We start from the raw sequence: 21,552 nt of genomic DNA, 5'->3' as shown, positions 1-21,552 counted from the left end.
TATCACTTAAAATCTGTGCGTAAAAATAAGGTGTGGATTGTATAGATAAATTAAGTAAATAACGAATGAAAAATCACACTAAAAACGCTTAATTCAGATAGAAATAACTAATAACAAAACCGAGTGTAAACAAGCTGTTAAGCTAATCGCTTTGCATAAGTTAGCAGTAGTAGAATAAAGGACAAATGGCCGTAATTTATAAAATAAAACAGGCTATTTTTAGCTGGTTTTTTATAGCTTAAAGCTCGGTATTTTCCCTATACGGTTAAGTATTTTGCAAACTAATTGGCGTCTTTAAATTAATCTAATATGAATATTTGGTTGCGTGGTAGCAATTTAGGAACGTATACTAACGATTCTTAACTTAAATGGAATTTGCGTAATCGCAGCTTAATTAGCACAGGTAAATACATGAACAAAGGATTGTTAAAAGCGTGGCATGAAGAAAAGGGCTATGGTTTTATTAAATCAGACGCCCAAGCGCACGACACCTTTATACACATTTCAGCGCTCAAACACATGAGCCGCAAGCCTAAAGTGGGCGACACTATTTATTTTGAAGTGGCTTCACAGCCCGATGGCAAAACCAAAGCTGTTAATTGCCGCATAGAAGGGGTAACTGCGCTTAAAGTCACGCCTAAAAAATCAAACCATCATCGTGTTGCTAAATCTAATTTTACAAATAGCTTTTTAGGTAAAGTTGCCTCAATTAGCATTATCGCCGTACTTGGCTTTATCGCGGTAAATAAATACAACCATTATCAAAGTAACGAGCAATTTAATAATCACACTCCCGTTATTACCAACGCCGATTTAGCCACTTTTGACGAGCAATACCCAAAAATCGTAATTCCAAAAAGCGTTATTCCAAAAAGCACGCAAAATTTTACCTGCGATGGCAGGCAGCACTGTAGCCAAATGACCTCACGTGCAGAGGCGATATTTTTTATAAATAACTGTCCCAATACAAAAATGGATGGCGATAGAGATGGTGACCCATGTGAGAGGGATTCACGGTTTCAAAATGAGTGGTAATTTTATTAATCGATTAGTTAAAAGTTGAATTTAAGATGGTTTTCACCGTGAACTGTATAAAAATACAGTAGTGCGTAATTTGCCTCATAACATTATTAAAAGGCGCTTTGGGGTTAAATAACAAAGGCTACTGAGTAGCAATTGTTATTTTCTGATTATAAACGAGTTGTTTGGTGTAATTATCGAACAACATAATATACGCCGTTTTGGGGTGTTAAAAGCCACCAAAGTGGTATTCAATAAGTTGTTAGGCGCATAAATAAACTCTTCAGCACTCTGATAGTTTGCTATAAGGAAATGAAATGGAAGTCAATATTCAAAGAATAAATGGAAATTGGGACTTAGGTTATTCACTCGATAAACATGTTTTGCAAAGTGTTTATCTTGGTGAGAATCAATGGGGACATGCCGAATTTGATACAACTCGAAGTGAAGTTGGCGAGGCTCTGTTTTTATTGAAATATCGCTTTGATTTCACACAAATATCAGCAATTGCCGATCAAATGACTAAGTCATTATCAAAGTATTTTTCTACTGCATGTTTAGTTATTCCAATGCCAGCCTCTAAACAAAGAGCGAGGCAACCAGTTAGGGAAATTGCTATAAAAGTAGCAGAAAACATGAAAATCCCTTGTATAGAAAACTTACTAATAAAAAATATAAGTACTCCACAAATGAAAGATATTGATTCTAGGGACGAAAAAGTAGATACATTAGTAAAAGCGTTTGTTATAAACGATGTATTGGGGAATGGGGATTACGATATATTAATCGTTGATGATCTCTACGATACTGGTTCTTCATTAGAGGCTGCAACAAAAGTATTGAACGAATATTCGAAAATAAGAAATATATATGTGGCTACTGTAACTAGGAAACGCTAATGCATAAAGTTTTTGTATCTGGATCAATGAGAATAAAAAATATCAATCCAGAAGTGTTGAAACGAATTGATAATATTATCAATTCTAAATATCAGGTTTTAGTCGGTGATGCCGATGGCGTAGATAGCTCAATTCAGAGTTACTTACTTCAAAATAAGGTTAGTAGTGTCTCCGTTTACTGCGCGGGATCTCAACCAAGAAATAATTTAGGTCACTGGTCAACAAAGAATGTTCAAACGAATCATTCACCAGGCACAAGAGCTTTCTTTACAGCAAAAGATCTTGTCATGGCTGAAGATTGTGATTATGGATTAATGATCTGGGATGCCAAAAGTACAGGTACTTTAAGTAATACATTAGAGCTATTAAAAAGAAAAAAGAGTTCACTAGTGTTTGTAAATAAAGAAAAACTATTTGTAAAAGTAAAAGAAGTTGAGGATTTAAAACTATTAGTTTCGCATATGAGTGAATCAGCCTTAGTTAAGGCTGATAAAAAGATAGGTTTATTATCATTAATAGAAGCATATAAAAATGAGCAAAGTAGCTTGTTTTAAATGTGTTACTTATCAGGCATGAGACGCAATTACGCGTCCATAAATTTTCTTTAAGGATATCGAAATGGTCTTAATATATGCAGTTTAAACTTATAGCAGGATTTATAATTTTTTTAGGTTCATATTTACCTTTAGCGTTAATCCTAGCAGTCCAAGATATTCCAATATCATGGTGGAGGAATTCATTTTGTGATTTCTCTAATATAGAAAATTGTTCATTCAATCCATTCACTCACCCCTATTTTTCAATTGTTTTCATTGTTGTCACTATTATTTCTGTGATCGTTTCAAATATTTCGTTGAAAAAAATAGATTATCCCTTCGACGGTGAAGTAAAAAGTTCAAAAACAATCCCTAATGATATTATAAATTATGTATTTCCTTACGTAGTTTCATTCATGGGGATTAGTTATGACGCCCCAGAAAAATTATTGGGGTTTATAGTGTTTTTGCTGTGGATGTTCGCGATTACTTATAAATCTGGACAAATAATAATGAACCCGCTTTTGTTAATGTTTGGATGGAAATTATATGAAGCAAAAATTGAAATAAATGGCCAAGCAAGGGATGTGCGAGTACTAAAGAAGGGTACTTTACCTCCTGGTAGTTATAAATTTCAATCAGTTCAAGATTTTTACATTTCTAGGGAGATAAACTAATGGATGCTGAATTTCAATTACTAAAAGCATTTGACTTTACAAATTCGACACCGCATTTATGGGTTTTTAAAGATAGTAGGTCACAAGAAAAATTTAGAACGTTCTATGTCCAAACAGAAACGGATCTTAATCGACAATTTAAAACGTTTGTAAATAAGGAAATAGAGAGAATTACAGAACACTCTCCATATTCTTATATTGCTCAGACAAATGAAAACAGTTGTTTAACTTTAGATTCTACAACAACAAATTTTTCTAATTTGAAAGTATTAGTTGATCGTTTAGAAACCGAACATCGATTAGATGATAGTAAAGATCTAAAAGGTGCTAATGGGTATGTAGTTAAATATATATCCAATGGTGTAACCGTATATGCAGTGAAGAGGTCAACTACAAGCTGGAAAACTTCATACTCTAGAAAATACATTAATATGGTATTTTCGAATGGCGAGTTATCTGGTGTCGAAGATAGCAGTTTTGTGATTGAGAAAAATTTTGATTTCTATGTCATAAATAATGTTGCATTCATAGCTAATAAGCGTGGGTTTGAGTCATCAATGAAATATCGTGAGGCATATTCACAGGCATTTACTCAACTCCAAGAGAACCCTTCATTTAGTAATTTATTTTCTGATCTAGAGCCTATCGTTGAATATGTTGGTACTAATTCAATGCAGTTACGCCGGATGGGGGTTGTTGAAGAAAAAGGGATATATACTAGCCCGAATTTTATAGCAAATTTGATGACAGTAAATACCGCTAGAGGTTGGGGGCTTAACTTTGATGAGGAAAATAATACTATTATTCCTTGCGCTGAGACAACAAGTACGATTCTCCAAGTTCTTTTGGACCATCGCTTAATGAGTGAAATAACGGCAAACATTTATGATGTGCCAGACGCCGTGCAAGTGTAATGCGGCTAACAAGCTAATAAATATGCTAATGGGAGCTGATGAGGTCAAATCTTGACTTCATACATCAAAACATAAATCGGTTAAAAGCTTATGGTATTAGCTATTTCTACCCTCTAAAAGCGTAGCGCCTCATAACCTCTTTGTGAGTTAGTATTTAGATTACTAAGAGGGAGCAAAATTGGAATGCGAAAGGAGTATACCTCAAACGTAAAACATCGGCGAATTAGCAATCTAATACACGCCGATGTTTATAACTTATCTAAATAAGCACATTACTTATAAGGTTTTAACCTTAGTTTTGTTTACGGTTAAGGCTAAATAAACAGATTGCTAAAAGTAATGTTGCAATCATGCCTGATGCACCAGCAACACCTGATGGCAAGAATCCATCACGGCCACAGGTAATTAATACTGCATTGGCAAGCATTGCAACTGCGCCTGCAAGGGCTGTAAGGCTACCTACGGCTTTGCCACCTTTAGCAATAAATGATAAGCCAAATACAAGTGCTGTTAAGCCTAATAATAATTTAGCTGCGTAGTAAATCATGTGAAGCTAATGGGGTCAAATCTTGACTTCATACATCAAAACATAAATCGGTTAAAAGCCTTTGATATAAGATATTTTTACCCTCTAAAAGCGAAGCGCCTCTAATCCTCTTTGTGAATCTGTCTTAAAAATAAGATGGCTGTGACCAAATGTAAAACATCGGCGGATTAGCACTCTAATACACGCCGATGTTTATAACTTATCTAAATAAGCACATTACTTATAAGATATTAAACCTTAATCCGCTTTACGGTTAAGGCTAAATAAACAGATTGCTAAAAGTAATGTTGCAATCATGCCTGATGCACCAGCAACACCTGATGGCAAGAACCCGTCACGGCCACAGGTAATTAATATTGCATTGGCAAGCATTGCAACTGCGCCTGCAAGGGCTGTAAGGCTACCTATGGCTTTGCCACCTTTAGCAATAAATGATAAGCCAAATACAAGTGCAGCTAAGCCTAATAATAATTTAGCTGCGTAGTAAATCATGAATGACAACGACACCACACCACCAATTAAAGGTTGTGCGCCTTCTACTGTGCCCGCCACTTTACCAAATGTTGAAAACAACGTAAGGCCAACGCTTACTTGCACTATGTTAAGTACTGCGCTAAACGCGATAGCAGACCAGCCTAACTGAGCGTTTTTTGCTTGCACCATAGCCGTGCCTGCAAAGGCAACAAGTAAAGTAAATACCAGTGCCTCTAGCCCCCACGCAACCTGCCTTGAAAAACTAATTTCAGCAGTATAAAGCGCTGAATAAATACCCTGTGATATTGCTAATAGCAACAATAACGATGCTGTAACTAGGGTGGTGCGTTTATGTGTAAATTCCATTATGGTCCTCTTGTAATTTTATATTTGACGCTTTAAAAGTTTCAGTCGCTTTGCACACATCAAACAGATGAAAGTATTGCCGCTATAAGACAGGTAAAGCGATTTTAAAATTTCACTTAAACCAATAAAAATAATAATTAATTACAAAAAGGCTAAAATGTGTACGTTTAATTAAACTTAAACTAGCAAAGTGGCATTGATTTTAGCTATTAACCCCTCTTATTAAGATAAAAGCCTAAAATCAGACCAATCACTTAATGCGGTAATCGTTTGCTCGATAGGCGGGGCTACATAAATTAAACCCGCAATAGCAATAACCGATGCTAACGTTATCAGTTTATTATCAAAGTCGGCAATTTTAAGCGCAGTACCAAAAGAGCGTTTAATGGTGACATTATTTAAATCTACACTGTAAAGTTCATCGAGTAATAAATGAATTAACCCGCCGAGTAAAACAAACCCACCTGCTAACCAAGCAAAAGTAGCGGCGTGTGCGGTTGATTGGTCATTAAGTTTCCACGTTACTTGCGTGGTTAATAGCGCGCATAGCAGCAAAAATAATAACGAGTGGCAACTACCTCTATGTACGGTTATCCATTCAAAAATGGGCCTAACAATGTATTTCATGAATCCGTACACCAATAATGGCACCACAATTAACTCTACAAAACTAATTGTAATAATAAGCTCGGTGGTTATGTAATGCAGCACCAGTAATACAGCGCTCAGTGCAAATAAGTTAAAAATAGTATCGAGTGATGTAGAGTTATCTGAGTCTATGTCGGGTAATAAGCCGCCAATTGAGCCTAAAAACCATAGCCAAAGTGCGCCGTTTAAATCGATATGGCCTGCAGATAATAAAGTGGCTGAACCTAAGCCGGTAATGATGACTGCAGTATTAAGATGAGTATTGAAATTTGCCATTGTATCTCTTGATAGAAAAATAGGTTGGCATTCTAGCAATCAAAAACTTAATTGTTCAATTTACTTTAAAGGTTTGGATGTAAATCTATGTTTTAGAGGGCTGATTTATCACTTTTTACTAGTGTGGATTTGTGAACTATGAAGTAAGTTGTAATTATTTTTATAAAAATCAATAATAAGCGTAGCTATTTTAGTTTAGCAGACTAAATGAAAGGTCATTTTTTATGAATCAAAATAGATATAAAGCATCGTTTCCTGCGCCTAACATTGGTAGTCACTATTTTGTTTCATCAACGTGGAGCAGTTATGGTTTTTGGGCTTTATTAGCACTGACTCCGCTTGCTCATTACATGATGTACTACAGCGAAGACGGTTTAGCGCATGGGGAAGATTTAAACACTTTAGGGTATGTAATATTTGGCGCTATTGTTTTGTTTGTTTTAAATATTGCTGCCCAATCTATATCTTGGTTAGGCAGGCTTTTGGCAGTGGTTTGCTTTAGCATTAGCCTGTTCTTTATATTATTGCTTATCTACCTTAGCGCATATAGTCACTTTCCAATCGCTTATTTAGGTGTTATTTCGTATTTTGGTTTAGCGGCTTATTTTTATAATAAAGATTATTTGAAAGCCTTAAAAATGCTATAGCATTCGCTAGCTAATTTTTTATATCTTCATAAAAGGCCACTTTTCCTCGGCCTGTTTCTTTTACGTGATAGAGGGTTTTATCGCCATTGTGCATTAATTGGTGAAGTTGAGTGCCATCAGTAGGGGCTATCGCAATACCTATGCTGGCACCAATGGCACATGTTTTACTTGGCGCAATAGTAATGGCTTGTTGCAGTTCATTAAGTAAAGTAATAGCTTGCTGATGTGTTGCCGCTTTATCGTAAAAAGTTACGAGCCTTGCAACAATAAATTCATCACCGCCTAAGCGGATACACATATCGTTTTTTTCATGAAAAAGTGTTTTAAATCTGTGCGCTGTTTCAATTAGCACTTTGTCTCCGGCTTCGTGGCCGTAGGTGTCGTTTATGGGTTTAAATTTATCTAAATCTATCATCATAAGAACTAGGTGTTGATTGTGTTCAGTGCATTCTTGTAAGGCTTTATTAAGGCGTTTTTCACCAGCGCGTCGGTTTAATAGACCTGTGAGTGGGTCATGATCGGCTTCAAAGCGGGTTTGTAGTTCACGTTCTGCACGATCGGTTACATCATGTAAAATAACTTCTACTAGTTGCTGTGGGTGTCGTTTGCTTTCTCTTTGATCGTTCAATCTTACAAATAAGCAATGAAACCAGAGCGTTTTGTGACCCACTTTGCATTCTACATCTAAGGTCGTTTGCGGTGGGTTTTGCGCTGAGCGAATAGCGACTAGTAGGCTTTGTAGTTCGTCTACATTGCCCAAAAGCTCAGGAAAATGCAAAGTTGGTAATTCTTTTTCGCTAGGTACCGTAAAGTAATGCTCAAATGCTGGGTTGAAGGTGGTGATTGTGTTTTTATCATCAAGTAAACAAATACCAGCGCTGGCTTGTTCAAATATCAGTCTAAATTTAGCTTCAAGCGCTTGGGTTTTTTTACGCAGTGTTTGCTCATTACTAATGGTTAAATGTAGCTCGTGCATAAGGGCATTTATACCGTGCGTTAAGCGGCTTATTTCGTCTCGTTTACCTTGCTTAAACGTTAGCATTTTAAGGGTTTCTGGCTCGCTCGGGTTTATTTTAGCAAAGCTGTCGGTTAGGTTTTGAATGGGTTGAGTAAGCCAGCGCTGCACAACCAGCGAGACAAAAAATGCGATTACAATAGATTGTATTAGCATTAAAATAAATTCTTTTTTAAGTGCTGCCTGTGCTTGTTGCTGTATAAATTTATCGTCGGGGTATATTGATAATACCCCTATATAGGCGCCTTCTAAAAAAGGGTGAACGAGCTTCACTGACACGGCTTCTTTTTGTTTATTAATCGTGCCATTGGCAATAAACAACGCTATTTCGCCTTGTGCGTTTGTTTCTCCTTGTAGGCTCGCGCCTTGTACTAAATCGTTACTGATAAGGCCATTAACAATTTCTTGGCTTAATTCTTTGTCGTTTAAGTAAGCGGCTATAGCGGCTGTTTTTTCCATTGTTTGCGCTAGTTGTTTAACGAGTAGGTAATTGGTGTTTTTCTTTTCTTTAAAGCCTGAGTAATACGACAGCATGGACGAGAGGATAGACACAACAATAGCAACCATAGCTATTGATAGAGCAACCCGTATATAAAGTTTTTGGCTAATAAATTTAATCAACTGTATAAACCACTTTTACTGCATCGGTCACTTGCGATAACGGAATGTAGCCAATCGCAAATGGTGATGATGCTATTTTGTTTAACGCATCTTTTACAGAAGCTGAGGGCGAGGGGGGCTTAGCACGGCCTGAAAATAACAGCCTAGCCCAATAAGCATTTATTTTTTGCTCGTCTTTATTAACTAGCTTTAAGTAAAAATCGTTTTTAAGTGCTGACTGTGCGGGTAAATCAAAGGGTTGTGAGGTTTCACCGTCTGGGAATGTTAAATAGCGGCCCATGTAAATATCAATAATTTCGCGTTTTGAAAGGCTATTTATTGCGTTGTTTTTATTTACGACTACGGCAAACTCTGTTGATTGTGCATGCACACTAAGAATAAGTAAGCATATAGGCACTACAGCTTTAATGAATAGGGTACGGTGATTTATCATAACTAAAACACCATGCTCGCGTTTAAACTAAATATATGTACTGTATTACTTTTTATGGCATCGTCGCGGTTATTTAAGCTCCATAAACCAGCGCCTTGGGGTTTTATATCAAAGCGGTCTAACTGGGCTTTTAGCGCAATACGATCAGATAGGTGCCATTTTACGCCAATGTTAATAGAGTGCTGGTGAACGTTGGTAATTCTGACCGCAGATTGAGTTACAGCTGCTAGCTGTTGTATAGGTTGAGACACTTGCTCTGGCGTGCCTGGTAAAAACACCGGTGGGGTTATTTCAACTACATCACGACGATTTTTAGCACCAGAAAATCCGGTATAAAATATTGCGTTGTCAACTCGGTAACCTGCGCTAACATACGTGCTTAGTACTGAAGGCGCCACTATCCAATCAGACTCTGAAAAACCTAATTCAGATTGAATAAGCCAGTTGTTATGATCGTACGTAACCCCAAACGCAGCGTATTCTATGCTGTTACCTTTAGTGTTAAATTTATCTGATATAGCGCGTGCTTGCGGCCATATACTTTGCGGTACTGCATCAAGGGCACTTAAATACTCATCTAAAGACGTTAATTTGTAATCACCAAAGTTTGATTGTGATAACGAAAAACGCAGTGTCCATGCATCTAAGGTATAAGCTGCACTAAAGGTGGCCAAATTATCGAAATCAATAAAAAAGTCGTCATTATAGGCTTCTAACTTTGCGGTGGAACTGCCGTAGGCAAGTTTAATACGTAAAAAGCCCTCGTTTATAGCTTTGCTGTATTCAACATCTACACCATCAAAATTGCCTGCAATGTTAGCAAACGAGTAATACGAATGTGGTGGGCGCACCCATAAATAAGCGTATCCAACATAAGGGTATTCAGAGAGTAAATAAAGGTCGCTGTTTAGCCTGCCAGCCCGAATAGCCCAGTGGCGGTTAGGGCGGTAACGTACAAAGGCCAGCTCTAAAAAATTATCAAAGCTTTTAAAGGCATGATCTTGTATTACAACTTGAAAAACCGAATCCCATTTTTTAGCCAGTGATATATTAGCTTGTCCACCTAAAATAGAATCTCGGGTTGCGGAAAAACCGGCGTCGTTTTCATTTGAGTAGCTAGATGCAAAGCCAATATCTGAGTCGTCAGTGTAACTAAGGGTTAAAGAGGCAAATCCACTAAATTGTATATCAAAGTCGTTTGCATAGGTTGTATTTGTTACAAAGGTTGCCAATAACGCTATGGCAATTGTGCCTCGATGCAGCATGTTAGCTCGTATTTATTTACACTTAATATAATAAAAAGATAGCACATTATTTTATATACCCAACTTAACTACACCATTTTACTAAATAAATTAGGCTGATAACTAAAAAACACACACAGTATTTAGGATTGTTTTTAGCATTTGCCAAAAATGAATAAGTGATGCGTAAAAAATTTTAATATGCACTGTTTTATATAAAAAATTTTATCATTTGTTAACCAAAGGGGATGTTATAGTGTTGCATAAATTGCTTGATATAGTATAACATCCGCGCATTGTTTTTTCCTAAATAGAGTTTGAATGTGAGTACACCTACGGCAATTAATCAAACACCGCTGAATAAATCCCAAGCTATTAATAGCGAAGCAATTATTAAAGTCGACTCGTTAAGTTTTAGCATTAAAAATAACGCCATTTTAAAAAACTTAAATTTTAATGTAGCTTCCGGCGAAATTTACGCATTACTTGGTGGTAACGGTGCGGGTAAATCAACCACGTTAAAAACGTTACTGGGTTTTAACAAGCCAACGCAAGGCTCTGTAAAGGTAGCGGGTAAAGAGGTAACACACGCGCTTGATTTTGTACGCGGTAAAACAGCGTATTTACCCGAGTCGGCAACGCTATACCCGCATTTAACCGCCCGCGAAAACGTAGACTATTTTTTATCACTTGCTGATATTAAAAAAACAGATGAGCAAGTAAATGCAGCGTTTAATCGTGTTGCGCTGCAACAGGCTGCATGGGAGCGCCCTATGCAAACGTACTCTAAAGGCATGAGGCAAAAAACTGCGATTGCACTGGCTATTTTACGTGAAGCACCAATCTTTTTACTTGATGAGCCTACCTCGGGCCTTGACCCTGTTGCTATAGATGAGTTTAACCAGCTGGTACGCGAGCTGGCATTAACAGGTGCGACTATTTTAATGGTGACTCATGATGTATACGGCGCGTGCCAAGTAGCTAACCGTATTGGTTTATTAAGAGCCGGTGAGCTGGTGGGCGAATTTGATGCGCCTGAAAATGGCCGCATTGATACCGAGCAAGTACATGCTGCGTTTGCACAAAGAGGCGCGTAATGGGCTTAAATAATTTATCAAAGGTGGTGATAGTTGCCAAAGATGAGTGGCGCTATTGGCTTCGCTCTAAACTGGCAATGACCGTTTTAGCTATCGGTTTATTATTAACGCTTTCATCGGTGGTGGTGACTGCCATTACAATGCACGAACTTAGCCATGCACGCCACGAGTTACAAACACATGCTGAGCAAAACTTTGTTGATCAACCCGATCGTCATCCACACAGAATGGTGCATTATGGGCATTACGCTTTTAGAACGCCAACACCACTTAGCACACTTGACCCTGGGATTGATGCCTACACAGGTAACTCAATATTTTTAGAAGGGCACAGACAAAATAGCGCCATGTTTGCAGAGCAGCGCCAAGGTACAGCGCTTACTAAATTAGGTAGCCTAACGCCTGCTTTTATAGTGCAAACGTTAGCGCCGTTACTGCTTATATTAATTGGTTACAGCTCTATTAGCCGCGAGCGTGAATCGCAAACGCTGTCGTACTTATTAGCGCAAGGCACCAAGGGCAGTACGCTTATTGCCGGTAAAGGGTTGGCTTTACTCTCTGTTGTGGGTTTAATCATTACGCCATTGGCTATATCGGCCTTATTGACGCTATCGGCGGGTGAAAGCCTATTAGCAGTTGCAAGTTTTGTTGCCGGGTATGCGTTGTATTTATCTGTGTGGGTATTACTTATTTTATTAGCATCGAGCGTGTTTAGTAAAAACAGCGGTAGCTTTACGGCGCTTGCGTTTGTATGGATTTTACTGTGCATTGTAATGCCACGCGTAGCAAGTACCAGTGCCTCAACAGCTGTGCCATCTGCCGGTAAAATAGAAACCGATTTTGCCGTTAAAGCTGAGCTTAGAAAACTAGGTGATGGCCATAACACCAACGATCCTGCATTTAAGCAATTTAAACAATCACTCCTTAAAAAGTACAACGTAAATAGTATTGCTGAGCTGCCGGTAAACTTTAGAGGGTTAGTAGCAAGCGAATCAGAAGCTAAACAAGCTAAAGTGCTTAATCAATTTGCTGAGCAGCGTATGCAAAGTGAACTTGAGCAAACACAAGTATCGCGTCACTTTGGTTGGGTATCGCCTATGGTTGCTATTCGCTCGCTGTCGATGATTGTGGTGGGCACCAGTATAGAAACCCACCATCGTTTTTTACGCGAAACCGAGCAGTTACGTTTTGATTTTGTTCAAGGGCTTAACAAAGTTCACATTGAAAAACTTGATTATCAAACCGATATGAATCGCAATGCCGATGCTGCAGCGACTAAAAAAGCACGTGTAAGTGCAGAAAACTGGCAAATACTGCAAAACTTTAACTTTGATGTAGACAGTGCAGATGTTCGTGCACAAAGGAGTGTACCTGCGTTTTTACAGTTATTGCTATGGATTGTAGTTCTGTTAGGCGGTATTAAATTTGTAGGAAAACGTTTGATATGAGTTATTTAATTACACAACTTACACGTGAATGGGGCTTTTTACTGCGCCAAAAATACCTAGTGGTATTGTTGCTGTGTAGCTTTGTTTTATCAGGTTTTGCTATATACAGCGGGCTTAGCGAAGTAAATGCCCAGCAGCAAACAATAGAGCGCTTAAAAGCAGCAGATCAAAGCGACCGCGCTAAAGTACAGCAAAAGCAAAACGATGCGGGCATGCTAGCGTATTACAGTTTTCATTTAACGTATTCGCAGCCTTCAACGCTTGCCTTTGCGGCTTTAGGTGAGCGCGATATATTCCCGTGGAAACACCGTATTAATTTGCTTGCACTTGAGGGGCAAATTTACGAAAGCGATGCACAAAATGCTGAGCTTGCCCAAGCTGGTAAAATCGATTTTGTATTTGTAATTAGTGCGTTAGCGCCATTGGTTATTATTTTGCTGTTCCATGATTTATTTGCAAATGAGCGTACCAGCGGCAGGCACGATTTACTCGTTACTACAGCTAAGTCTTACTTTGCATTGTGGGGGGCACGTATTACCGTGCGCTTTATAGCAGTAATAGTGTGTTTAATGCTGCCATTTTATGTGGGGGCAATTATAGCTGGAGCCAACGCAGTTGAAGTAGCTTATGTATCGGTTTTATGTATTGCTTATCTTGCCTTTTGGACCGCGCTTAGTGTGTGGTGGGGTAAAAATGCCAGTAGTGCACCGCGTGTTGCCTCTTCTTTAATTGGTTTATGGGTATTATTTGCTTTTATTATTCCTATTTTAGGCGACCTTGCTATTAACCAGTCTGTGCACTCTCCTAAAGGGGGTGACATTATGCTTACCCAGCGAGAAGCGGTAAACGATGCTTGGGATTTACCAAAATCTGCAACCATGCAACCTTTTATTAAAGAGTACCCAGCGCTTGCGCCTTATATAGATATGAGTAGCGAGTTTGAATGGAAATGGTATTACGCATTTCAACACATGGGCGATTTAAAAGCCGCTGAGCTTTCGAAAGCCTACCGCGATGCCGGAGCTAAAAAATATGAGCTAGCTGGTTTTGTATCGTTGATTTCGCCACCGCTTTTACTACAGCGTAGTTTAACCCGTGCCGCTAAAACTGACTCGATTGCAGCTTATGAATATGAGCAGCAAATTAGGGATTATCATAAGCAATTGCGGGAGTTTTACTACCCTTGGTTATTTTACAAAGGCGATCCAACAAAAAAAGCACTTGAAAACATGCCACGTTTTGAAAACACCACTCAAAGCAGTAACTAAAAATACAGCGCTAAACGCACCTGTTTAGCGCTATTTAAATTACAACATAATTATAAAATACTTATATTATTCATAAGGTTAAAAATGAAAACCAAACCAACAGGGCTTAAGCTCACTTATTTAAGTACGTGCTTAGTAAGCTTATTTAGCAGCCAAGTTATAGCTGCTGAGCAAAACCAACCAAGTAAAGGCGTAAAGGATGACGCAATAGAAAAAGTGACGATTGTTGCATCTCGCCAAGCTTATCAAGGTAACTTTAGCCCTTTAGAAACACCGCAATCCGAGCTTAAAATTGATTTAGAATCGCTTGAAAACGCAGGTGCAGTGAGCCTTGACCAGGCTCTTGATTTATCAGCTTCTGTTGCGCGCCAAAACAACTTTGGTGGGCTTTGGAATAGTTTTGCATTACGTGGTTTTGTCGGCGATGAAAACTTACCCAGTAATTATTTAGTAAATGGGTTTAATGCTGGGCGTGGATTTGGTGGATCGCGTGATTTATCGGGTATTGAGTCGGTTGAGGTATTAAAAGGCCCACGTGCCGCTTTATTTGGCCGAGGCGAACCCGGTGGCACAGTAAACTTAGTTACAAAACGCCCAACGTTTGATACCGAAGGTGAAATTAAAGTCTCAGTAGGGAGTTTTGATACTTACCGCGGCGATGTTGATTACACAACGCCACTTAACGACGACGTAGCAATTAGACTGGTTGGCTTTTACCAAGACGCAAAAAGCTTTAGAGATACAATTAAAACCACAAAGCAAGGGTTTAGCCCATCAATAGTGTGGAATATTGATAACAACAGCCAATTAATATACGAACTTGAATACTCTAACCAAGAAGTACCCTTTGATAGAGGCGTATTAGCCATAGACGGTGAGCTTGGGCTTATCCCGGAAAGTCGCTTTTTAGGCGAGCCGGGGGATGGTCCGATTGAAGCCGACGTACTGGGGCATCAGTTAGAATATATTTATGACTTTAATGATAACTGGAGCATTTTGTTTGGTGCAAACTATCGCGATACCTCTATGGAAGGTTTTGCAACCGAAACGGGTTTTGGTGGCGTAGTAGATGGCGAAGTAAACCGCTTTAGACGCTACCGCGACTTTGATGCCAAATACCACGTATTGCGTGCAGAGCTAAGCGGAAGTATTGAGCTGGGCGGTTTTGAGCACCGTTTAATTATGGGTATAGATAGCGATAAATTTGAAAACGACCAAGTTATTCTGCGTGTACGGGGCGACCAATACATTAATGTATTTAACCCTGTTTACGGCGCATATGAATTACCCACGCCCACATCGAATACTGACCGTGTAGAAATTCAAGAGTCTGTAGGCATTTTTATTCAAGACCAAATAAGCTTAACCGATAAATTAGATATTCGTATTGGTGCACGTTTTGATGATTACGAGCAGCGCTTAAATAATCGTTTAGCAGGCACAAAAACAAGACAAACTGAGTCACGCGTGAGCCCGCAGTTTGGCGTGGTTTATGAAGCCAGTGATTATGTTTCTGTTTATGGCGCATACGGTGAAAACTTTCGTCCGCTTTCGGGCGCCGATGCCAACGGCGACGGTTTTGATCCTAACCAATCCACTTCTGCAGAGCTTGGGGTTAAATTTACATTAAACGATGGCGCGTTATTTGGAACGGTTGCCCTATTTAAAGTAGAGCAAGACAACATGCTAGTGGTAGACGACCCTACCGCGTTTACTTATGCAGCGATTGGTGAAGCGCAAAGTAAAGGGATAGAAATTGATATAACGGGAGAGCTTACCGATAGTGTAGAAATTTGGGCATCGTATGCATATGTTGATGCTCAAATAGAAAACTCATTTTTTGATGCTAACTTTGGCTACACCGTTGAAGCCGGAGAGCCATTGTTAAACGTACCAGAGCACCAACTTAGCTTACAACTGGTTAAATCGGGCGAGCTACATGGCAAAGCAATAAAATTTGGCGGTGGGTTATTATATGTTGATAACCGCAATGGCTTTTTTGGTACCGACTTTGAGTTACCAAGCTACACAACCGCACGTGCATTTGTAAATTACCAAGTAACAGACGCGATTGGCATTACGGCTGAGGTAAATAACCTGTTTGATGAAACGTATTACACAAACTCGTTTGCTGATGCGTGGGTACAACCTGGTACACCAAGAAACGTTAAGTTTTCTGCATCCTATAAGTTTTAAAATGCTTTAAGCTAAAAGTTCAGCGACCACTCATTCGCTGAAAATCAAAAGGCCGCTTACTTAAAGCGGCCTTTATTTTTGTTTGTTTACTCAATTACTACAAACATTAATTAGCGTGTTTGTATTTTTCAAAAATTTTGTAGTACTCCCCTGAGTTTTTTAATTTTTGCAGCTGTAAGTTAAAGTCATCACGTAGCTTTTTAGACTTGAATAAATAGCCATTTGGGCTTTTACCAAACAACGCGAAACGATCTACAGGTTGTGTGGTATCAATACCTTTAAGGGTTGAGCGATAGTAATCAAAACTTTGTTTATCCATTTGAATGACATCAGCTTTGTTTGAAAAAAGCATTTTTACTTGCAACGATTGGTCATGAACCTCGTAATATTGCGTATTCGCTTTAGCCATTTTTGCGTATTCTTCGCCTAACTGAATGGCTGCGCTGGGCCATGATATTAAGCTGAAATTCGCTAAGTCTGCTATTGATGTAAAGTTGAAGTTGTTGCTTTTTAGAGATATTGCCATATTTTCGTATACGTACGCCTCATCAGAAATATACCCATTGAGTAGGTTTCCGTTAGCGGTATTTAAATTTATATCGGCAATGACATCGATTCTGCCTTTAATGTAGCCTTTAGCGCGGCGCGTATAGGGGTAATAGCGTGGTTCTATTTGGTACCCTAAAGGCGTTAAGGCCGCTTTAATAATATCAATGGTTAAGCCACTGTGTGTATGTGATATTACAAATGGCGGCAGTGTTTCGCCAAACCCAACCACCAGTTTTTGTTTAGCCGCTGCTGTATTGGCAAAAGTAAATAAAAGTAGTGTGATTGCTATAAAAAAGGGTAACTTCATTAGGGTGTATAATTTAAATCATCATACTCAAAAGATAGTAACTAAGTGATTACGTAACAAGTAAATAGCCCATTAAAGTACGATTTAATAACTTTAATGGGCTATATGAGTGCTTATGCGCACAAGTTTAACTCCGCTTTAAAAAGGAGCATAGCCGTCCGGTGTTGTTTTAGGTGTAGTCCAACGCGCTATTGGATCAATTTCTGTGCGCTTTGAACCCGGTGCAGGTATACGGCCATTATCGCCAAAAAGCCATAATACTAGGTTTGTTCTGTCGCCACTGGTTATCGGTTTTGCCGCGTGTGGTACACTGCCTTTATGGATCATGGCGCTGCCAGGTTTAAAACTAAGTTGTACTACTTTGCCATTTTTTTGGTCATAAAAATCAAGCTCTGAGCCGCTAAATTCTTCTCCTGGCAGATTTAAATTAATATTAAGTGTTACTGATGATGCATCAGTATGCGGGCGAATAGACGCATCTGTACTTGGGTCGTAATAAATAGAAAACCCAAACGTTTGCGTATCGTAACCTATGATCTCAGGAAACAATAAACGCGAAATAGGGCGCATATAGATATTTAATATTTGGTTATAGAATGCCTGAAAACTTGGCGCAGCTAAATAACCCTCTGAGCGTTTGTCGAGCATGGCGCCGCGTCGGTTTAATACAATACCGTACGGTGGACGCATAGGAATGTTAGCATTCCATACTTTTTCTAGGTAACCACGTAAAACGGCTAAACGCTCAGGGTCAAAAAACTGAAACTGATACACATCTGTCGCTACTTCATTTAAAAGCGCTTTTACTAAATGCTCTTTTGATGGGTTTTGCCATGCTGCATTAACGGCTTCACGTAAGTTTTTATCGAGTAATGAATCGTCAAGGGTAAAGGTGGTTGTATCTACTTCTGTTTCTTCCCACTCTTTCCAGGCTTGTGTAAGTAGTTGGTCGTTGTTGTACCAAAAATGCTGTACTGAGTGCTCACGATTTAACATGGCCTCTCTTGAAGGTAACGCTAGAGCACGAGCAAGTTGTAATTGGGTGGCAGACATAATGTGTTACTCCAGTTGTTGAATTAGCTTATATCAATCTAGGAGTGCAATTTATTATATTTAATAAAGTAGATAAACGGGCTACTTTAGGAAACAGAATCAAGATAATGTTGATAATTATGGGCTGATTAAATAGAGTTAGCTTTTAGCTTTTAGCTGTTACGTTAAAAATTTTAAATGGATTTTGTATGTTGCCAAAATGTCTGAATTGCCAAACGAATATATCATTAGCTTGGTTTGTTGTTGCTCGTATGTCTACAAAATATAGGTGTACTAAATGCGGGGCGCTCCATGAGTTTACACAAAGGCATAAACTAATTGGTATTGTTGCTGTAATTCCACTGATAATTTTAGTGAATATTTTAGAAACTATTATCCCATCTTCGGTATTAAGGTTTGTATTTCTTTTAGTACTAGCAGTTACAGTAATGGTTTTTATACCTAAACAACATAAACTTTCAGAGCATGATAATTTAAAAGAACAGGTTAAAATTACCGATTAGAATTGATGGGTTTGTGTTAACCCATCAAGCATTTAACTATTGGCTTTTAATGAGTGACTCTGTCACCCCAAATTTCTTCTAGGCGGTTATCACGTCCGCACCGCCAACGGTAGGTGTTGTAGCGTATAGGGTTATTTTTGTAATAATCCTGATGGTAGCTTTCTTTACCTTTAATTGGGTAAAAAGTACTGGCATTTAGTATTGGCGTGACCACTGTTTGATTAGGGAATTCCGCTATTACTGCTTGTTTGGTTTGCTCTGCTATTTTGCGTTCTTGCTCGTTAGCTACAAATATGGCGCTTAAATAACTAGGCCCTTTATCACAAAATTGGCCTTTGGCATCAAAGGGGTCGATATTTACCCAAAAATGATCAAGTATGCCTTTGTAGCTTACTACATCAGGGTCGTAAGTAATTTGTACTGCTTCATAATGGCCTTGATGGTTACCATTGTAGGTCGGGTTTTTAATTTTACCGCCTGTAAAGCCTGATATAACATCTTTGACGCCTTCGAGTTTTTCAAAGTCGCTTTCCATACACCAAAAACAACCACCGGCTAACACTGTTTTTTCGGTTTTAGCTGCATGAGTAAACGTGCTAAACAAAATTGCGGCAGATGTTAATGCAAGTTTCAGTGATTTTTTCATAGGATAATCTACCTTTAGTTTGAGTTTAAATACATATTCTTAATAGCTAGACCTACTAAGTGTTATTACTATTTCATTGTGAGCGTATATAAGATAACAAATAATGTACGTAATACTTTTTAATTTAAGCCACATTTGAGTGAGTACCCGTATAGCACACGGTTGTATTATTAGAGTGTGTTTAATAAAGTGAAAGCATTGAGATCAAAGTAGCAGGTGGTAAATGAACCAGTTAACCGAAAAATCGATAAGTTGCCCGTATTGTGGTGAAAGTATTGAGGTATTGCTAGATGCAGCAGATACTGATGAGCAATACATAGAGGATTGCCAAGTTTGTTGTAAGCCTATTACGTTTGTTGTTTTTGAAGATGAAGACGAATTAAAAGTAAATGTATACAGTGAAGACGATACATTTTAGCCACTAGTTACGCTTTATATAGGTGGCTGCACACTGGCAGCCACTACTGCTTTTATACACGGGCGTTAGCTATTTTGCTCTCGGGCGAGTTGGTTTGGTAACAGCTCTTCTACAATTTCGCGAGCGGGGAGTGTATAACGTGTGCCGTTAAACATTACCGAGGTAAACTCGTTTATATTAGTAATGCCTGTTAGGGTCCAGCCCTCACCGCGTTTAGGGCAGTATACGGTTGTGGTAGGTTGAATTACTTTAAAATCGTCGCTCATTATTGCTCTCAATATTGGCTATAAAGATAATGCTTGTGAATACGTTATGGTAAGTTAATAATGCTTAACCATAAAGCGCTATTTTAACTCCTGTATAAAATGTTTAAAACAACTCAGCTTGAACGCGTTACATTGCGTTTAATTACTCATAAGCATGCCCCGCAGTTATTTACTATTTTGAACCACCCGCAGGTGAGCGAATTTAACGACTATCAAACCCCGTTAAGTAAGTGCCAAATTAAGCAATTAATACAAGATGATATTACCGCCTATTACGAAGGCGAAGTGATAAGAGTGGCTATTGAACATAATATTACCGGCAAGTTAATGGGTACCTGTGGGCTTTATAATTTATCGCCTTGTAAAAGTAGGGCGTTTATTGGGTTTGAGCTTGACCCTATGTATTGGGATAAAGGCATTATGTTTGAGGTGATTACCGGCTTTGTTAAAACACTTAAGCAGGCTATACCGCTTAATTACTTAGCGGCGCAAGTAAGTGCAGATAATGCGCGTTCGCATAACTTATTAGTTAAATTAGGCTTTAGCTTAGGTGAGCATTCTATTTGGTATAAACACGTTTAGTGCTGAATTAGGAATGTTTTAGTCCTGTATTTTATTATACACGTTAGTAAATTTCATCATAAGAGGAACAAATGCAATATAAAAAATAGCCAGTTTGGCTTATAGTTAAGCGTAAGCAAATGAATTTGTTACCCGAGTTTTTTAAACGTGTTCGCTTAACAAGGATTTTATATGCTAGAAAAACTATCTCAAGATGCCCTCGTTATTTGGGCCACCATAGACCCAATAGGTACCATGGCGCTTTTTGCTGCGCTCACTTCTCATTTAACTGATCAACAACGTCGTAAAACTGCGTTTAAAACGGTGCTATATGCAGGGGCTGTGTTACTGGGCTCTATTTTAATAGGGCAGCTTATTTTAAATGCGATGGGTATACGGCTGGTATCGTTTCAGTTAGGGGGCGGGATAATTTTATTTTTGTTTGGCCTGCAAATGATATTTGGCAGCGACTCCAATAAAGCAAAACAAGACCCAGGGCATGATATTGCAGTGTTTCCGCTTGCTATACCTGCTACCGCGACACCAGGGGCTATTTTAGCCGTTATATTATTAACCGATAATCATATTCACCCAATTACCACCCAAATGGGCACAGCGTTAATTACATTAGCAGTGCTGGGTGTAACCTTAATTTTGTTGTTGCTGTCGGGCAAAATTATAAAACTAATAGGTACGGGAGGTGCATCTATTTTAACGCGTGTAATGGGGATGATACTGGCCGCTTTTTCTGTAGAGCTAATAATGACCGCACTTGAAATTAAGCAGTGGGTAACGCTGGGGCACTGATCTACTTTATTGGTTTGTTATAAAAAAGGCGAACACTGTATTTATATACAGTGTTCGCCTTTTTGCTTATAATCGCTTTAATTTATACTTGTTTGCTAAAGCTAAAAAACTGACTT

The 21,552-nt window shown here is 38.6% G+C and carries 23 protein-coding genes and 1 pseudogene; 14 read left to right on the top strand and 10 right to left on the bottom strand.

The features are described 5' to 3' along the window. Positions 1-411: 411 nt before the first annotated feature. From AN391_RS07530 to AN391_RS07510, 5 genes are all read left to right on the top strand, one after another. The gene (locus tag AN391_RS07530) at positions 412-1,035 is read left to right on the top strand and encodes a cold shock domain-containing protein (RefSeq protein ID WP_055014827.1); all 624 of its coding nucleotides are present in this window, start codon (positions 412-414) and stop codon (positions 1,033-1,035) included. Between the two features lie 302 nt (positions 1,036-1,337). Further along, complete coding sequence (locus AN391_RS07525) at positions 1,338-1,919, top strand: ComF family protein (protein WP_055014826.1); 582 nt, start codon at positions 1,338-1,340, stop codon at positions 1,917-1,919. Further along, positions 1,919-2,473: a hypothetical protein gene (locus AN391_RS07520; RefSeq protein ID WP_055014825.1), complete on the top strand. Its 555-nt coding sequence runs from the start codon at positions 1,919-1,921 to the stop codon at positions 2,471-2,473. Before AN391_RS07525 ends, AN391_RS07520 begins: the two co-directional genes overlap by 1 nt. A 77-nt stretch (positions 2,474-2,550) precedes the next feature. After that, positions 2,551-3,132, top strand: coding sequence for a hypothetical protein (locus AN391_RS07515; RefSeq protein WP_055014824.1), 582 nt, complete (start codon positions 2,551-2,553; stop codon positions 3,130-3,132). Continuing rightward, positions 3,132-4,046 (top strand): DUF4868 domain-containing protein, encoded by a 915-nt coding sequence (locus tag AN391_RS07510; RefSeq protein ID WP_055014823.1) that lies wholly within the window; start codon positions 3,132-3,134, stop codon positions 4,044-4,046. Before AN391_RS07515 ends, AN391_RS07510 begins: the two co-directional genes overlap by 1 nt. 292 nt (positions 4,047-4,338) lie before the next feature. On the opposite strand, the pseudogene AN391_RS07505 reads toward AN391_RS07510, so the two are convergent. From AN391_RS07505 to AN391_RS07495, 3 genes and pseudogenes are all read right to left on the bottom strand, one after another. After that, a pseudogene (locus AN391_RS07505) lies at positions 4,339-4,593 on the bottom strand (thiamine biosynthesis protein ThiC); the annotation flags it as partial. A 237-nt stretch (positions 4,594-4,830) separates the two neighbouring features. Then, a complete protein-coding gene (locus AN391_RS07500; protein ID WP_055014822.1) occupies positions 4,831-5,433 on the bottom strand; it encodes a hypothetical protein in 603 nt (200 codons plus the stop codon). Positions 5,434-5,655: 222 nt separating this feature from the next. Next, entirely contained in the window at positions 5,656-6,357 is a 702-nt protein-coding gene (locus AN391_RS07495) for a metal-dependent hydrolase (protein ID WP_055014821.1), read from the bottom strand. Between the two features lie 224 nt (positions 6,358-6,581). Here AN391_RS07495 and AN391_RS07490 point away from each other — a divergent pair, with 224 nt between their 5' ends. Continuing rightward, entirely contained in the window at positions 6,582-7,004 is a 423-nt protein-coding gene (locus AN391_RS07490) for a hypothetical protein (RefSeq protein WP_055014820.1), read from the top strand. Between the two features lie 10 nt (positions 7,005-7,014). Here the strand turns inward: AN391_RS07490 and AN391_RS07485 are convergent, their stop codons facing one another. The 3 genes from AN391_RS07485 to AN391_RS07475 form a co-directional block, all read right to left on the bottom strand. Continuing rightward, positions 7,015-8,571: a sensor domain-containing diguanylate cyclase gene (locus AN391_RS07485; RefSeq protein ID WP_235576476.1), complete on the bottom strand. Its 1,557-nt coding sequence runs from the start codon at positions 8,569-8,571 to the stop codon at positions 7,015-7,017. 61 nt (positions 8,572-8,632) lie between these two features. Then, positions 8,633-9,073: a hypothetical protein gene (locus tag AN391_RS07480; protein WP_055014818.1), complete on the bottom strand. Its 441-nt coding sequence runs from the start codon at positions 9,071-9,073 to the stop codon at positions 8,633-8,635. A gap of 2 nt (positions 9,074-9,075) precedes the next feature. Beyond that, a complete protein-coding gene (locus tag AN391_RS07475; protein WP_055014817.1) occupies positions 9,076-10,338 on the bottom strand; it encodes a hypothetical protein in 1,263 nt (420 codons plus the stop codon). Positions 10,339-10,640: 302 nt separating this feature from the next. On the opposite strand from AN391_RS07475, the gene AN391_RS07470 reads away from it, so the two are divergent. The 4 genes from AN391_RS07470 to AN391_RS07455 all read left to right on the top strand — a co-directional run bounded on the left by AN391_RS07470 (position 10,641) and on the right by AN391_RS07455 (position 16,326). Next, on the top strand, positions 10,641-11,414 hold the full coding sequence (locus tag AN391_RS07470; RefSeq protein WP_082429309.1) for an ABC transporter ATP-binding protein: 774 nt from the start codon (positions 10,641-10,643) through the stop codon (positions 11,412-11,414). Beyond that, complete coding sequence (locus AN391_RS07465; RefSeq protein ID WP_055014816.1) at positions 11,414-12,862, top strand: DUF3526 domain-containing protein; 1,449 nt, start codon at positions 11,414-11,416, stop codon at positions 12,860-12,862. The genes AN391_RS07470 and AN391_RS07465 overlap by 1 nt, the downstream gene beginning before the upstream one ends. Then, on the top strand, positions 12,859-14,130 hold the full coding sequence (locus tag AN391_RS07460; protein WP_055014815.1) for a DUF3526 domain-containing protein: 1,272 nt from the start codon (positions 12,859-12,861) through the stop codon (positions 14,128-14,130). The genes AN391_RS07465 and AN391_RS07460 overlap by 4 nt, the downstream gene beginning before the upstream one ends. An 84-nt stretch (positions 14,131-14,214) precedes the next feature. Next, positions 14,215-16,326 carry a TonB-dependent siderophore receptor gene (locus AN391_RS07455; RefSeq protein WP_055014814.1) on the top strand — a complete coding sequence of 704 codons (2,112 nt, stop codon included), beginning with the start codon at positions 14,215-14,217 and terminating at the stop codon, positions 16,324-16,326. Positions 16,327-16,432: 106 nt separating this feature from the next. Here the strand turns inward: AN391_RS07455 and AN391_RS07450 are convergent, their stop codons facing one another. Further along, positions 16,433-17,182 (bottom strand): ABC transporter substrate-binding protein, encoded by a 750-nt coding sequence (locus tag AN391_RS07450; protein ID WP_055014813.1) that lies wholly within the window; start codon positions 17,180-17,182, stop codon positions 16,433-16,435. A 138-nt stretch (positions 17,183-17,320) separates the two neighbouring features. Next, positions 17,321-18,235, bottom strand: coding sequence for a 2OG-Fe(II) oxygenase family protein (locus AN391_RS07445; protein ID WP_055014812.1), 915 nt, complete (start codon positions 18,233-18,235; stop codon positions 17,321-17,323). A 188-nt stretch (positions 18,236-18,423) separates the two neighbouring features. Between AN391_RS07445 and AN391_RS07440 the strand changes: the two genes are divergently transcribed. After that, positions 18,424-18,738 (top strand): hypothetical protein, encoded by a 315-nt coding sequence (locus AN391_RS07440; RefSeq protein ID WP_055014811.1) that lies wholly within the window; start codon positions 18,424-18,426, stop codon positions 18,736-18,738. 46 nt (positions 18,739-18,784) lie between these two features. Here AN391_RS07440 and msrA read toward each other — a convergent pair whose 3' ends face one another. Then, entirely contained in the window at positions 18,785-19,384 is a 600-nt protein-coding gene (msrA, locus tag AN391_RS07435) for a peptide-methionine (S)-S-oxide reductase MsrA (RefSeq protein ID WP_055014810.1), read from the bottom strand. A 223-nt stretch (positions 19,385-19,607) separates the two neighbouring features. Between msrA and AN391_RS07430 the strand changes: the two genes are divergently transcribed. Beyond that, positions 19,608-19,802 (top strand): CPXCG motif-containing cysteine-rich protein, encoded by a 195-nt coding sequence (locus tag AN391_RS07430; protein WP_055014809.1) that lies wholly within the window; start codon positions 19,608-19,610, stop codon positions 19,800-19,802. 65 nt (positions 19,803-19,867) lie between these two features. On the opposite strand, the gene AN391_RS07425 is transcribed toward AN391_RS07430, so the two are convergent. Beyond that, entirely contained in the window at positions 19,868-20,068 is a 201-nt protein-coding gene (locus AN391_RS07425) for a hypothetical protein (RefSeq protein WP_055014808.1), read from the bottom strand. A 99-nt stretch (positions 20,069-20,167) separates the two neighbouring features. On the opposite strand from AN391_RS07425, the gene AN391_RS07420 reads away from it, so the two are divergent. Beyond that, on the top strand, positions 20,168-20,650 hold the full coding sequence (locus tag AN391_RS07420) for a GNAT family N-acetyltransferase (RefSeq protein ID WP_055014807.1): 483 nt from the start codon (positions 20,168-20,170) through the stop codon (positions 20,648-20,650). A 171-nt stretch (positions 20,651-20,821) separates the two neighbouring features. Continuing rightward, on the top strand, positions 20,822-21,436 hold the full coding sequence (locus AN391_RS07415) for a MarC family protein (protein ID WP_055014806.1): 615 nt from the start codon (positions 20,822-20,824) through the stop codon (positions 21,434-21,436). Positions 21,437-21,552: the final 116 nt, after the last annotated feature.

This window comes from Pseudoalteromonas sp. P1-13-1a (genome assembly GCF_001401875.1).
In the GTDB taxonomy this organism is placed as follows: domain Bacteria; phylum Pseudomonadota; class Gammaproteobacteria; order Enterobacterales; family Alteromonadaceae; genus Pseudoalteromonas.
The sequence above is the reverse complement of the archived record's forward strand: the minus strand, read 5'-3'. Positions and strand labels throughout refer to the sequence as shown.